This is a genomic window from Salinimicrobium profundisediminis, from assembly GCF_026241755.1.
In the GTDB taxonomy this organism is placed as follows: Bacteria; Bacteroidota; Bacteroidia; order Flavobacteriales; family Flavobacteriaceae; genus Salinimicrobium; species Salinimicrobium profundisediminis.
The window spans coordinates 1-13071 of sequence record NZ_JAPJDA010000007.1 but is presented as its reverse complement, the minus strand read 5'-3'; the positions used below and the strand labels follow the sequence as shown (position 1 = coordinate 13071).

Below are 13071 nucleotides of genomic sequence, written 5' to 3'. Positions count from 1 at the left end.
TTCTTACCTGGAGACCAGTTTCACCTTTTCGGCAATAATTTCGGCAACAGGCCGGTCTTCAATCCGGCTTTCGAGCCAGGACAGTATATCAAGATATAAGAATGCCCTTCGTTCATAAGGATGATCTTCGTAAACCTTCAGCGTACTGTGAAGCTTCCTAAATTCATCTTTAATGTACAGAGGAGAAACTTCGGGTAAATTCCGAAGAAACCTTATCATTTCCTTTTGAACTTTATGCATATCGTTCATTTTAATAAGGAATTTGTACGTTGACTTCACCAGGCTTTCAAGATGATAATCCTTTCCTGCCTCGTAATGGGCAACAAGGTTTAGAATTCTTGAGAAGCACATGAGGTCTTCCCTTACTTCCAAAGATTTATTGTCAATGATCCTTTTCAGAAAGTCTATACACTTTGTGTAATTTCCATTTCCGAAGTATAAAGAGGCAATTTTATAGTAGAAAATCATGATATGGTGCCCATCTATCCGGGAGCCATACTTCTTGATTTTCTTCTCAATTTTCTCTACCAGCGTATCCCCGTTATCAAAATCTCCTTTCATAAACCTAAGGTTGAGTTTATTTGAATAAACGTAGAGAAACGACAGGGTGCCTATGTTGTCATCATCAGGAATTTTGGGGTCTTTTAGAGTTTCCTCGAGATGTTTGAGCGTCTTTTCAAAAAGTGCAGTATGATTGAGATAAAACAACGATTCCAGCAAATAGTGATTTCCTTTTAAATAAGAAACAGGGTGCACGCTAATGAGGTGAGGATATTCCTTAAAAAGATCTATCCATTTGGAAGAATACCGGTAACAGGAAATAAAATTCTGGGAAATAAAGCTATACCACAAATGGGCTTTATATAACCACAGCTTTTCCCGGAAACCGAGTTTTGCAATATCAAATTCGGGCAGATTTTGTTTGAAATAATCACGAATAGTATCCGATTCTTCCTGAGTACGGGCGTGGCCCATCTTCAGAAAAATGTTATAAAGCTGAAGGGAAAGGTTGGAGAGCTTTCCCGAAATGAGATTGAGTTCGGTGAGGTCTTTAGTTTCCTGTACCAGGGTCTCTGCCCTGTTGTGCGTACTGCGGGTGATGTATTGAGACTCGATGATCTTCTCCCACTCAAGAATATCATAAGCCAGTACTTTCTCTTCATAATGCAGTGCTGTAGCCTTCACTTTCTCCAGGATCTTAAGGCTTTGTTTATAAAGCCCTTTTCGATATAAGATGTAAGCAAAATCCATCTGCTCCCTAATATTAATAGGTACACTTTGATGTACGGGATTTAATTTTAGACTTATGAGTAACTGCTTATAAAGATGGGCTTTGATGTTGGAAAGCTGCTGTTTGCTTATCGCTGTATTCTTTAGAATATATTCTTCATCATATTTCTTTTGCCTGGACATTACTTTGAACAGGTTTAGAAATTTACTGTCACTATTCACCCCAATTCGGCCAACGTACAGGGTAAACTGTCGTTTTTCGGAAGGTGAAAGTGACTTAATAAGAGAAAACAGGTTATCGGTTAATTCATTGGTCATTGTAACAAGATCAGGTGCAACTTATTGAAAATCAAATACTTTAAACTCTAATTTTATATTTAATTGTCGTAATAACAGGTATTTATTTCCTATGAAGGGAAATGAGCTGGTTAAATTAGTCAAAGTTATTGTAAAGTAAATTTTATTTGATATGAGTAAAGAAAGGGTACAAATTTTTGACACCACCCTGAGAGATGGGGAGCAAGTACCGGGTTGTAAACTTGAAACCAGGCAAAAACTGAAGATTGCTGAAAAGCTGGAAGCGCTGGGAGTAGATGTTATAGAGGCAGGATTTCCTGTTTCAAGCCCCGGCGATTTTAAATCGGTATCTGAAATCTCCAAACTCGTTAAAAATACCAGCGTTTGCGGACTCACCCGGGCCGTAAAGAAAGATATAGAAGTTGCTGCCGAAGCATTAAAACCTGCTAAAAGGCCAAGAATTCACACCGGGATTGGAACTTCAGATTCTCACATTAAGTATAAATTTAATTCCACCCGCGAAGAGATTATCGTGAGGGCGAGGGAAGCAGTTTCCTATGCCAAAAATTTTGTAGATGACGTGGAATTTTATGCTGAAGATGCCGGACGCACCGACAATGAGTTCCTGGCCCGTGTATGTACCGCCGCAGTAGAAGCAGGTGCCACCGTATTAAATATACCCGATACTACGGGATATTGCCTTCCTGAAGAATACGGACAAAAGATAAAATACCTAAAAGAGAATGTAAAAAACATCGAGAATGTAATTATTTCCTGTCATTGTCACAATGATCTTGGGCTTGCCACCGCAAATGCCATTGCAGCAATTAGAAATGGCGCCCGCCAGGTGGAATGTACCATAAACGGCATTGGGGAACGTGCAGGTAATACAGCTCTTGAAGAAGTAATTATGATTTTGAGGCAGCACCCCGACCTTAACTTTACTACTAACCTGAACCCAAAACTATTATTTGAATTAAGCAACCTCGTTTCGAGGGAAATGGGAATGGTAGTACAACCAAATAAAGCTATTGTTGGGGCTAATGCCTTCGCGCACAGCTCGGGCATTCACCAGGATGGGGTCATTAAAAACCGGGAAACTTACGAAATCATAGATCCTGCAGATGTAGGAGTCACAGAATCGGCTATTATTCTCACTGCAAGAAGTGGCAGGGCTGCACTTGCCTATAAAGCCAAAATTATGGGATATGAACTAACCAAATTGCAGTTAGATATTGTCTATGCCACCTTCCTTAGTTATGCCGATGTTAAAAAAGAAGTAGCAGATACAGACTTACATGAGATTATGGACTTAAGTTTTAAAAACCGAGCCTCTGCCTAATGAAGAAGACGTTATTTGATAAGATTTGGGACTCGCATGTTGTGGAATCAATCCCTAACGGGCCAGATGTCTTGTATATTGATAAACACCTCATCCATGAAGTTACCAGCCCCCAGGCCTTTAATGAATTAAAGGAGCGGGGCATTTCGGTTTACAGGCCCGACAAGATTGTTGCCACTGCCGATCATAATACGCCTACATTAAATCAACATTTACCTATAAAGGATCTCCTGTCAAGAAAACAACTGTCGGAGCTAACGCAAAACTGCGAAGAGAATAATATCCAGCTTTACGGGTTGGGACACCCTTACAATGGAATTGTGCATGTTATGGCCCCCGAATTAGGTATTACCCAACCGGGAATGACCATAGTATGTGGAGATAGCCATACCTCAACGCACGGTGCCTTTGGAACCATTGCCTTTGGTATTGGAACCAGCCAGGTGGCCCAGGTTTTTGCCAGCCAGTGTCTTCTGGTAGAGAAACCGAAAAAGATGAGGGTGAATGTCAATGGAAAGTTGAAAAAAGGAGTGCTCCCAAAAGATGTTATTCTCTACATCATCAGCAAGCTGGGAACAAATTCGGGTACAGGGTACTTCTGTGAATATGCAGGAGATGTATTCGAAAATATGTCTATGGAAGGACGTATGACGGTTTGTAATATGAGCATTGAAATGGGAGCCCGTGGCGGACTTATTGCTCCAGATGATACTACTTTCAATTATGTTGAAGGAAAAGAATTTGCTCCTAAAGGAGAGGAATTTGAGAAACGAAAGGCATACTGGAAAACCCTTAAAACTGACGAAAATGCTGTTTTTGACAAAGAAGTGAGTTTTGAGGCTGAAGATATTGAACCTATGGTTACCTATGGCACCAATCCCGGCATGGGAATAAAACTTACAGGCTCTATCCCTACTGGCGCAGGTAAAAGCGCAGATAAAGCTTTGGAATACATGGGATTTGTGCAGGGGGAATCTCTTCTTGACAAACCGGTGAACTGGATCTTTATTGGAAGCTGCACCAATTCGCGAATAGAAGATTTTAGAGTAGCAGCGTCTTACATCAAAGGGAAGCAAAAAGCTGCTAACGTTAACGCTTTAATTGTTCCCGGCTCCCGGCAGGTAGCCGACCAAATTAAAGCCGAAGGACTTCAGGAGATCTTTGAAAATGCCGGTTTTACTTTGCGCCAGCCCGGTTGTTCGGCCTGTCTTGCCATGAATGATGATAAGATTCCCGCAGGAGAATATTGTGTTTCTACCAGTAACAGAAACTTTGAAGGTAGACAGGGCCAGGGAGCAAGAACTATTCTTGCCAGCCCATTAACAGCAGCAGCCACAGCTGTAGCAGGAAAATTAGTTGACTTTACCAAAAGCCTGAATTAAATGGAAAAATTTATAAAACTTACTGCCACTGCTGTACCTCTCGAAACTGAAAACATAGACACAGACCAGATCATTCCTGCCCGATTCTTAAAAGCGACAGATAAGGCCGGTTTTGGTGAAAATCTTTTCCGGGACTGGAGATATACAAAGGATGAAAATCTTAACCCGGATTTCAGTCTTAACAACCCATCTTACGCGGGCCCTATCCTTGTAGCCGGAGACAACTTTGGGTGCGGCTCAAGCAGGGAACATGCCGCATGGGCTCTTAAAGCCTATGGATTTAAGGTTGTAGTTTCAAGCTACTTTGCAGACATTTTTAAAGGAAATGCCCTGAATAACGGACTCCTTCCGGTACAAGTCTCTCCCGAGTTCCTGGAAAAGCTATTTGACTACCTCAATTCACAGCCTTCAGGAGAGATTATTGTCGATCTTGAAAATCAACAAATCAGCATAAAAGATTCGGGAGAAGCTGAAAATTTTGAAATAGATCCTTACAAAAAGACCTGTATGTTAAATGGTTATGACGATATAGATTTTCTATTAAGCAGGCGCAACGCAATCAAGAAATACGAAGACAAACAATTACAAATATGAAGTTGAAAATAGCAGTATTACCGGGAGATGGAATTGGACCAGAGGTGACAAAACAATCAGTAAAAATTTTAAAGGCAATAGATGAACGTTTTGACCATGATTTTGAATTTGAAGAAGCAATAGTGGGCGCCATTGCCATAGACCGCACCGGAGACCCGCTCCCCCATTCTACCTTAGAATTATGTAAAGAGTCTGATGCAGTTTTGTTTGGTGCGATTGGCCATCCAAAATATGATAATGACCCTGCCGCTAAAGTCAGGCCAGAACAGGGGTTATTAAAATTGAGAAAAGAACTTGGACTATATGCCAACATTAGGCCGGTAAGAGCTTACGAAAATCTGCTGGAGCACTCCCCTTTGCGCCCCGAACGAATCGCAGGAGCCGATATGGTGATTTACAGAGAACTCACCGGCGGAATCTATTTTGGAGAAAAAAGCACCAGCGAAGATGGTCAAACTGCAAACGATCTTTGCACCTACAGCACCTACGAAATTGAAAGACTCGCCCACCTTGCTTTTAAGGCAGCACAAAAGAGGAAAAAGAAACTTACTCTTATAGATAAAGCAAACGTGCTGGAAACTTCGCGCTTATGGAGAAAGACAGTAACAAATATGGCTAAAGAATATCCAGATGTAAGCCTTGATTTTCTCTTTATAGACAATGCGGCCATGCAAATGGTGCTTGATCCAAAACAATTTGATGTGATCGTTACAGAAAATATGTTTGGAGATATTATATCCGACGAGGCCAGCGTTATTGGTGGTAGTATAGGCTTGCTGGCTTCAGCTTCAGTGGGTTTTGAAAATGCTCTTTTTGAGCCTATACATGGATCATTCCCGCAGGCCACGGGGAAAGGAATTGCCAACCCTGTAGCTTCAATTTTATCTGCAGCACTTCTACTCGATCATTTCAATCTAAACCGGGAAGCCGATGTAATTAGAAAAGCAGTTGAAGAAAGCATCAAACTGAATGTTTGTACACAAGATCTAAACAAGAACAATCATTACTCTACAGAAAAAGTGGGTGATTTTCTTGAAGGAAGAATAAGTGAGTCTGAGCATCATCACATCAATGATAATAACCTCACTATTGGCCAAATGACAATAATTTAGAATGGTTGTCTATTGCCTGTAGAGGCTGTCTTAAAGTTATTGAAAGTGTTCTTCTGAATTTATTCAGAAACAAATTGATCAGGCTACCGGTGTTTGCACAACCCGATAACCTGATCAATTAATTCAACCACTATCAATATTTTAGACAGCTTCTTTTTTTATACCAGGAACTGAAAAAGATCGGGGCTATCATTAAGATACTGCCCATAGAAATTGTAATCCTTCATTCGTTGCACTAAAGGTGCAAAATCTTCAGCATCCTTTAGCTCAATTCCTACCACAGCCGGACCATTCTCCCTGTGGTGCTTTTTAGAGTATTCAAAATGGGTAATATCGTCATTTGGACCTAACACAGTTTCAACAAACTCTTTTAAAGCCCCGGCCCGCTGCGGAAAGCGCACAATGAAATAATGCTTAAGACCCGAATACAGTAAGGCCCTTTCTTTAATTTCGGCGGTCCTGGTGATGTCATTATTGCCACCACTTAAAATGCAAACCACATTCTTGCCTTTAATTTCTTCCGAAAAGAGATCAAGCGCCGCAAGTGCCATAGCTCCTGCAGGTTCAGCAACTATAGCATCCTGGTTGTAAAGATCCAGAATGGTTTGACAAATCTTACCTTCGGGGATACTAAGCATCTGGTGCAGGTTGTCCCGGCAGAGATCAAAATTGATTGCTCCCACCTTCTGTACCGCTGCACCGTCAACAAATCGCTCAATAGTTTGCAGCTCCACTACTTTCCCTTCCTGCAGGGAAGCGGTCATAGAAGCAGCGCCTTCGGGCTCTACTCCAATGACTTTAGTTTGGGGCGAAAGTTGTTTAAATACCGAAGATAAGCCCGCTAATAATCCGCCGCCGCCCAAGGGTGCAAAAACGTAATCTATAGGAGCCCCGGCCTGTTCAAGGATTTCGAGAGCAATGGTTGCCTGTCCTTCAATTACCTTGGGGTCATCAAAAGGGTGAATAAAGACCAACGATTTCTCCAGGCCGTGAACTACGGCCTGTTTATAAGAATCGTCAAAAGTGTCACCTTTTAGAACAACTTCTACCCATTCCCCGCCAAACATCTGGGTTTGTTCCACTTTTTGGCGTGGGGTGGTTACCGGCATATAAATAACCCCTTTGGTCTGTAATTTATTACATGCAAAGGCTACTCCCTGGGCATGATTACCGGCACTGGCGCAAATAACTCCCTTGTTCAACTGGTCTTTAGGTAAACTTGAGATCTTATTATAGGCACCACGAATTTTGTAAGACCTTACCTGTTGAAGATCTTCCCTTTTCAGAAAAATATTGGCATTAAACTTCCTGCTATATGTAAATGAGGAAGCCAAAGGTGTCAAAAGTGTCACTTTTGAGATCCTTTCTTTAGCCTCTCTTACAGCCTCCAGTTGCGGGCGGTATTGTTTTGTAGCAGCAGTTAGCTCATCCATTATACTTCGAGTTTTTTCATTGCGGTCATCGCCTTTCTAAGTTTTGCACCAACCTTTTCAACAGAATGCTGTCTTACAGATTCATTTATTTGTGTTACTTTATTTTCATCCTGAACACTACCAGTATACTCCCTTCCAATCACATCTGGCTCCAGGTTATTGATATAATCTTTTATCAAAGGTTTGCAGGAGTGGTCAAAAAGATAACAACCATATTCAGCTGTATCCGAAATAATCCTGTTCATTTCATACAGTTTCTTTCTTGCAATGGTATTGGCAATAAGTGGCGCTTCATGAAGGGATTCATAATAAGCCGATTCTTCTATAATTCCGGCTTCTACCATGGTTTCGAAAGCCAGCTCTACGCCAGATTTTACAAAGGCCACCAAAAGCACGCCCTTGTCAAAGTATTCCTGTTCACTAATTTTTTCTGAAGTAGCGTCAGTTTTTTCAAAAGCAGTATTTTCTGTAGCTGCTCTCCACTCCAACAATTCTTTATCATCATTCTCCCAATCTTTCATCATCCTTGAACTAAAGGCACCGGTGATGATATCATCCATATGTTTTCTAAACAAGGGTCTCAACGTTTCCTTCAGTTCTTCGGAAATTTCATACGCCCTCACCTTTGCAGGATCTGAAAGCCTGTCCATCATTTGAGTAATTCCTCCATGTTTTAGAGCTTCAGTAATAGTTTCCCAGCCATACTGAATGAGTTTTGCAGCATATCCCGGCTCTACTCCTTCAGCAACCATTTTATTGAAGCTCAAAATAGATCCGGTTTGCAGTACGCCGCACAGGATGGTCTGTTCGCCCATGAGATCAGATTTTACTTCGGCTACAAAAGACGATTCCAAAACTCCTGCCCTATGGCCGCCTGTAGCATAAGCATAAGCCTTTGCCCACTCTAAACCTATTCCATGCGGATCATTCTCGTGATGTACAGCAATTAACGTAGGCACACCAAAACCGCGTTTGTACTCTTCACGCACCTCGCTCCCAGGGCATTTAGGTGCAACCATAATTACAGTAATATCTTCTCTTATCTTCATTCCTTCCTCCACAATATTGAAGCCGTGAGAATAGGAAAGAACTGCATCTTTTTTGATCAAAGGCTGAATAGCTTCTATCACCGAAGAATGCTGCTTATCTGGGGTAAGGTTTATAACCAAATCGGCCTGTGGGATCAATTCCTGAAAACTCCCTACTTCAAACCCATTTTCTGTAGCATTGAGGTAAGATTGTCTCTTGTTTTGAATTGCCCCTTCTCTTAAAGCATAAGAAATATCAAGACCGCTATCTCTCATGTTGAGCCCCTGGTTTAACCCCTGCGCCCCACAGCCCACGATTACTATTTTTTTACCGATTAAAGCTGAGGTGCCGTCATTAAACTCTTCGTTAGACATGAACCTGCAGGTTTGTAATTGAGCTAATTGTTCGCCTCTTGAAAGGCTGTTAAAATAGTTACTCATTGTATTGTATTTGAAGTATTGAATTTTTCTAATAGTTCTGATATTGGCATTTCATTTTTGGAAACTGCAATGGTTCCCGATCTTACAAACTGCATAAGCCCGTAAGGTTTCAATTTTTCATAAAGGCTTTCAGTCTCGTGCCGCTCCCCAGTTTTTTCAATGACAAAGAAATTGGGTGAAACAGTGACAATGCGGGCATTGGTCTTTTTAATAAAACTCTGGATGTCAAAATCTTCTACAAAATCTGAAGATCGCACCTTATATAAGGCAGTCTCCTGGTAAATAAGCTCCTCATCTTTGTGATAGAAAGCTTTAATTACTTCTATTTGTTTCTCAATTTGTCCCACGATCTTTTTGACCTGCTCTTCAGTCACTTCTACGATGATGATAAACCGCATCACCTCATGCACCTCACTTTGAGAGACCGTAATACTTTCAATATTTATGTGTCTCTTCAAAAAAATGGCGGCTATTCTACTTAGCAACCCCAGGTTATTTTCTGTGTAAACCGATACTGTATAATTTTTCTTTTCCATTACTCTAAACGTATATCTGAAACTGATGCTCCTGTTGTGATCATTGGGAAAACGCACTCTTCCTTTTCTACTTCTACTTCAAGAAAGAAAGGTTTATCTGATGCCAGCATTTCCTGTACTGCCTCCTGAAGGTTAGATCTTTCTGAAATTTTCCTGGTGGTTAAATGATAGGCTTTGGCGATGCCTGTAAAATCGGGGTTCACCATTTCTGTAGAAGCATAGCGTTTTTCAAAGAACATTTGTTGCCACTGCCTTACCATTCCGAGAAAATTGTTATTTAAAACAACAATCTTCACAGGAACATTCATTTGATAAATGGTAGCCAGTTCCTGCAACGTCATCTGGAAACCTCCGTCACCAATAATTGCCACAACCTGGCGGTTAGGGCTTCCCATTTTTGCACCAATGGCTGCAGGCAAAGCAAACCCCATGGTTCCCAGTCCGCCCGACGTTACATTACTGCGCGAGGAGTTGAATTTTGCATATCTACAGGCCACCATTTGATGCTGGCCCACATCTGAAACTATGATAGCATCCCCTTTTGAAACTGTGTTTATTTCATCGAGAACTTCGGCCATCTTTATCTTTCCTTCGCTTGCTGAAAGATCATTTTTGATGATCTTTTCGTATTCAGTACTATGAAGCTCCCGAAATTTATTATGCCATTGATCATGGCTCTTTGGCTGAAGAAATTCGAGAAGCAGCTTTAAAGTCTGTTTCACATCTCCCAATACCGGGATATGAGCATGTACATTCTTGTTTACCTCGGCAGGATCTATTTCAAAATGAATAATGGTAGCTTGTTTTGCATAAGTATTGAGGTCTCCGGTTACCCGGTCGTCAAAACGCATTCCTATGGCAATAAGCACATCACATTCGTTAGTCAAAATATTGGGGGCATAATTGCCGTGCATCCCTACCATTCCAACATTTAACGGATGATCTGTCTCCAATGCCGAAAGTCCGAGAATTGTCCATGCTGCAGGTATTCCGGTCTTTTCAACCACCTCTTTTAAAAGTTTTTCTGCACTGCCCAAAATAACTCCCTGCCCAAAAACTATCATGGGTTTTTTTGCATTGTTAATGGCCTGGGCAGCTCTTTCCACTTGAAGTAGGTTGACTTCAGGATAAGGCGTATAGCTTCTTATTCCTGAGCATTTTTTGTAGCTGAAGTCCAGGCTTTCAAACTGGGCATCTTTGGTGATATCAATAAGAACAGGGCCTGGTCTTCCACTTCGGGCAATGTAAAAAGCCCTGGCAAGAACTTCAGGAATTTCGGAAGCTTTGGTAATCTGGTAATTCCATTTTGTAATGGGAGTTGAAAGCCCCACGATATCTATCTCCTGAAAAGCATCACTTCCCAGAAGATGCGACCCCACCTGCCCGGTAATGCATACCATTGGCGTAGAATCTATGTGAGCATCGGCAATTCCTGTTATGAGGTTGGTAGCTCCAGGACCCGAAGTTGCAATAGCCACTCCCACTTTTCCGGTGACCCGGGCGTATCCCTGTGCTGCATGTGCCGCTCCCTGTTCATGACGGGTGAGCACATGTTCAATTTGACCCTTGTATTTAAAAATTTCATCGTAAACGGGCATAATAGCGCCTCCGGGATATCCATACATTACCTCCACCCCTTCGGCCAGAAGGCTCTTTATCACGGCCTCTGCTCCCGAAACTTTCAATGTTTCCGCAGTGGAAACTTCTTTAAAACCAGCTGTTTTAACTTCCATAGTTCTACTTATTAGAATTCATCTGTAACACAGCCTTCTGAGGCTGAAGAAACTGTTCTTGCATATTTATAAAGCACACCTTTGCTGAATTTAAGATTAGGGGCGCTCCATTTATTTCTTCGCTCCTGAATCTCCACCGGACTCAAATCAACCGAAATTGTATTGGCTTCGGCATCGATGGTGATCTCATCTCCATCTTCAACCAGGGCAATTAACCCGCCTTCCTGTGCTTCTGGGGTAATATGACCTACCACAAAACCGTGGGTCCCTCCCGAAAATCTTCCGTCGGTAATCAGGGCAACATCTTTACCGAGCTTTGCTCCCATTATCGCTGCCGTAGGCTTCAGCATTTCGGGCATTCCCGGGCCACCTTTAGGGCCTTCATATCTTATGACTACCACATCACCTTTCTTCACTTTCCCTTCAGAAATGCCACTATTCGCTTCATATTCACTATTGAACACACGGGCTTTACCTTTAAACAACAAGCCTTCTTTCCCGGTGATCTTGGCAACCGATCCACCTTCGGCAAGGTTGCCGTACAGGATCCTTAAATGTCCTGATGTCTTAATAGGATTCTCAATTGCTCTTATCACTTGCTGGCCTTCAGTTAAATCGGGCACATCAGCGAGATTTTCAGCTAAAGTTTTACCGGTAACCGTGAGGCAGTCCCCATGAAGCATATCATGCTTCAGCATATATTTTAAAACGGCAGGAATGCCTCCTATACTGTGAACATCTTCCATCGCAAATCTTCCGCTGGGCTTAAGATCGGCAAGGAAAGGGGTGGTATCACTTATCTTCTCAAAATCGGCAAGGGTAAATTCTACTTCAGCAGCTTTTGCAATCGCCAAAAAGTGAAGTACCGCATTGGTAGACCCTCCAAGCACTGTAATCAACCTAACGGCGTTTTCAAGTGCCTTTCGGGTAACAATATCTTTGGGCTTTATATCCTTCTCTACAAGCAACTGAACAGCTTTTCCGGCGGCTTCGCAGTCTGCTCTTTTTTCGGCTCCTGTTGCAGGGTTTGACGAATTGTAAGGCAGTGCCATCCCCAAAGCTTCAATAGCCGAAGCCATGGTGTTGGCGGTATACATTCCGCCACATGCGCCTGCCCCGGGACAGGCTTTTTCGATGACGCTATTGTAATCTTCGTCACTAATATCACCAGACACCTTAGAGCCCCAGGCTTCAAAAACCGAAACCACATCCAGTTTTTTCCCATTGTGGCAGCCCGAAGCTATTGTTCCTCCATACACTAAAATAGACGGCCTATTGATCCTTAACATCGCCATAAGCGCGCCGGGCATATTCTTATCGCACCCCACAACCGTAACAAGCGCATCATACGACATGGCATGGATGACCGTCTCAACAGAATCTGCAATGATGTCCCTGGAAGGAAGAGAATAGCGCATTCCCGGTGTACCCATAGAAATTCCGTCACTTACGCCTATGGTATTAAAAATTAAGCCTACAAGACCATTTTCATTACAACCCTTTTTCACCAGGGTGGCAAGCTCATTAAGATGCATATTACAGGGATTCCCTTCATAGCCTGTACTTGCTATACCCACGAATGGCTTCTGAAAATCTTCTTTTGTAAGACCTATTGCATGTAACATGGCCTGAGAGGCCGGTTGAGATTCGTTTTGTGTTAAAATTTTACTGTACTTATTGTTCATTACGGGATTTCGTCATTTTTTTCTAAAATTAGGCCCATAAATCTTGCACAAACTTGAAGTTGCTGGCTTCATATTATTTTCAGAAGCAACTAAATAGTTTTAATTAACTGAAAAACAAATACTTAACCCTTAATTATTTACGATAGCTAAATTCCAAAAGATATTTTCAGCAGAAAGGCGGGAGTAAATAATCCTCGGGGCAAGCCCCGAGGCATTAGCTAGAATAGTTTTAATTGTGAGTTGTCACTTTTATGCAGT

The 13071-nt window shown here is 42.0% G+C and carries 10 protein-coding genes; 4 read left to right on the top strand and 6 right to left on the bottom strand.

Features of this window, described 5'->3' with window-relative positions; translation table 11 throughout:
- Positions 1-3: 3 nt before the first annotated feature.
- Entirely contained in the window at positions 4-1548 is a 1545-nt protein-coding gene (locus tag OQ279_RS05365; RefSeq protein WP_266068814.1) for a hypothetical protein, read from the bottom strand.
- Positions 1549-1699: 151 nt separating this feature from the next.
- Here OQ279_RS05365 and OQ279_RS05360 point away from each other — a divergent pair, with 151 nt between their 5' ends.
- From OQ279_RS05360 to leuB, 4 genes are read left to right on the top strand one after another with little or no spacing between them, the layout of a single operon-like run.
- Entirely contained in the window at positions 1700-2869 is a 1170-nt protein-coding gene (locus OQ279_RS05360; RefSeq protein WP_266068813.1) for a 2-isopropylmalate synthase, read from the top strand.
- On the top strand, positions 2869-4251 hold the full coding sequence (leuC, locus tag OQ279_RS05355; RefSeq protein WP_266068812.1) for a 3-isopropylmalate dehydratase large subunit: 1383 nt from the start codon (positions 2869-2871) through the stop codon (positions 4249-4251). The genes OQ279_RS05360 and leuC overlap by 1 nt, the downstream gene beginning before the upstream one ends.
- Complete coding sequence (leuD, locus tag OQ279_RS05350) at positions 4252-4845, top strand: 3-isopropylmalate dehydratase small subunit (RefSeq protein WP_266068811.1); 594 nt, start codon at positions 4252-4254, stop codon at positions 4843-4845.
- A complete protein-coding gene (gene leuB / locus OQ279_RS05345) occupies positions 4842-5957 on the top strand; it encodes a 3-isopropylmalate dehydrogenase (protein ID WP_266068810.1) in 1116 nt (371 codons plus the stop codon). Before leuD ends, leuB begins: the two co-directional genes overlap by 4 nt.
- A 158-nt stretch (positions 5958-6115) precedes the next feature.
- Here leuB and ilvA read toward each other — a convergent pair whose 3' ends face one another.
- Genes ilvA through ilvD form a run of 5 tightly spaced genes read right to left on the bottom strand, consistent with a single transcriptional unit; the run spans position 6116 to position 12813 of the window.
- Complete coding sequence (gene ilvA / locus OQ279_RS05340) at positions 6116-7390, bottom strand: threonine ammonia-lyase IlvA (RefSeq protein ID WP_266068809.1); 1275 nt, start codon at positions 7388-7390, stop codon at positions 6116-6118.
- Positions 7390-8859, bottom strand: coding sequence for a ketol-acid reductoisomerase (gene ilvC / locus OQ279_RS05335; RefSeq protein WP_266068808.1), 1470 nt, complete (start codon positions 8857-8859; stop codon positions 7390-7392). The genes ilvA and ilvC overlap by 1 nt, the downstream gene beginning before the upstream one ends.
- Positions 8856-9395: an acetolactate synthase small subunit gene (gene ilvN, locus OQ279_RS05330; protein WP_266068807.1), complete on the bottom strand. Its 540-nt coding sequence runs from the start codon at positions 9393-9395 to the stop codon at positions 8856-8858. The genes ilvC and ilvN overlap by 4 nt, the downstream gene beginning before the upstream one ends.
- Positions 9395-11128, bottom strand: a complete 1734-nt coding sequence (gene ilvB, locus OQ279_RS05325) for a biosynthetic-type acetolactate synthase large subunit (RefSeq protein WP_266068806.1) — start codon at positions 11126-11128, stop codon at positions 9395-9397. The genes ilvN and ilvB overlap by 1 nt, the downstream gene beginning before the upstream one ends.
- A gap of 11 nt (positions 11129-11139) precedes the next feature.
- On the bottom strand, positions 11140-12813 hold the full coding sequence (gene ilvD, locus OQ279_RS05320; RefSeq protein WP_266068805.1) for a dihydroxy-acid dehydratase: 1674 nt from the start codon (positions 12811-12813) through the stop codon (positions 11140-11142).
- Between the last annotated feature and the right edge of the window lie 258 nt (positions 12814-13071).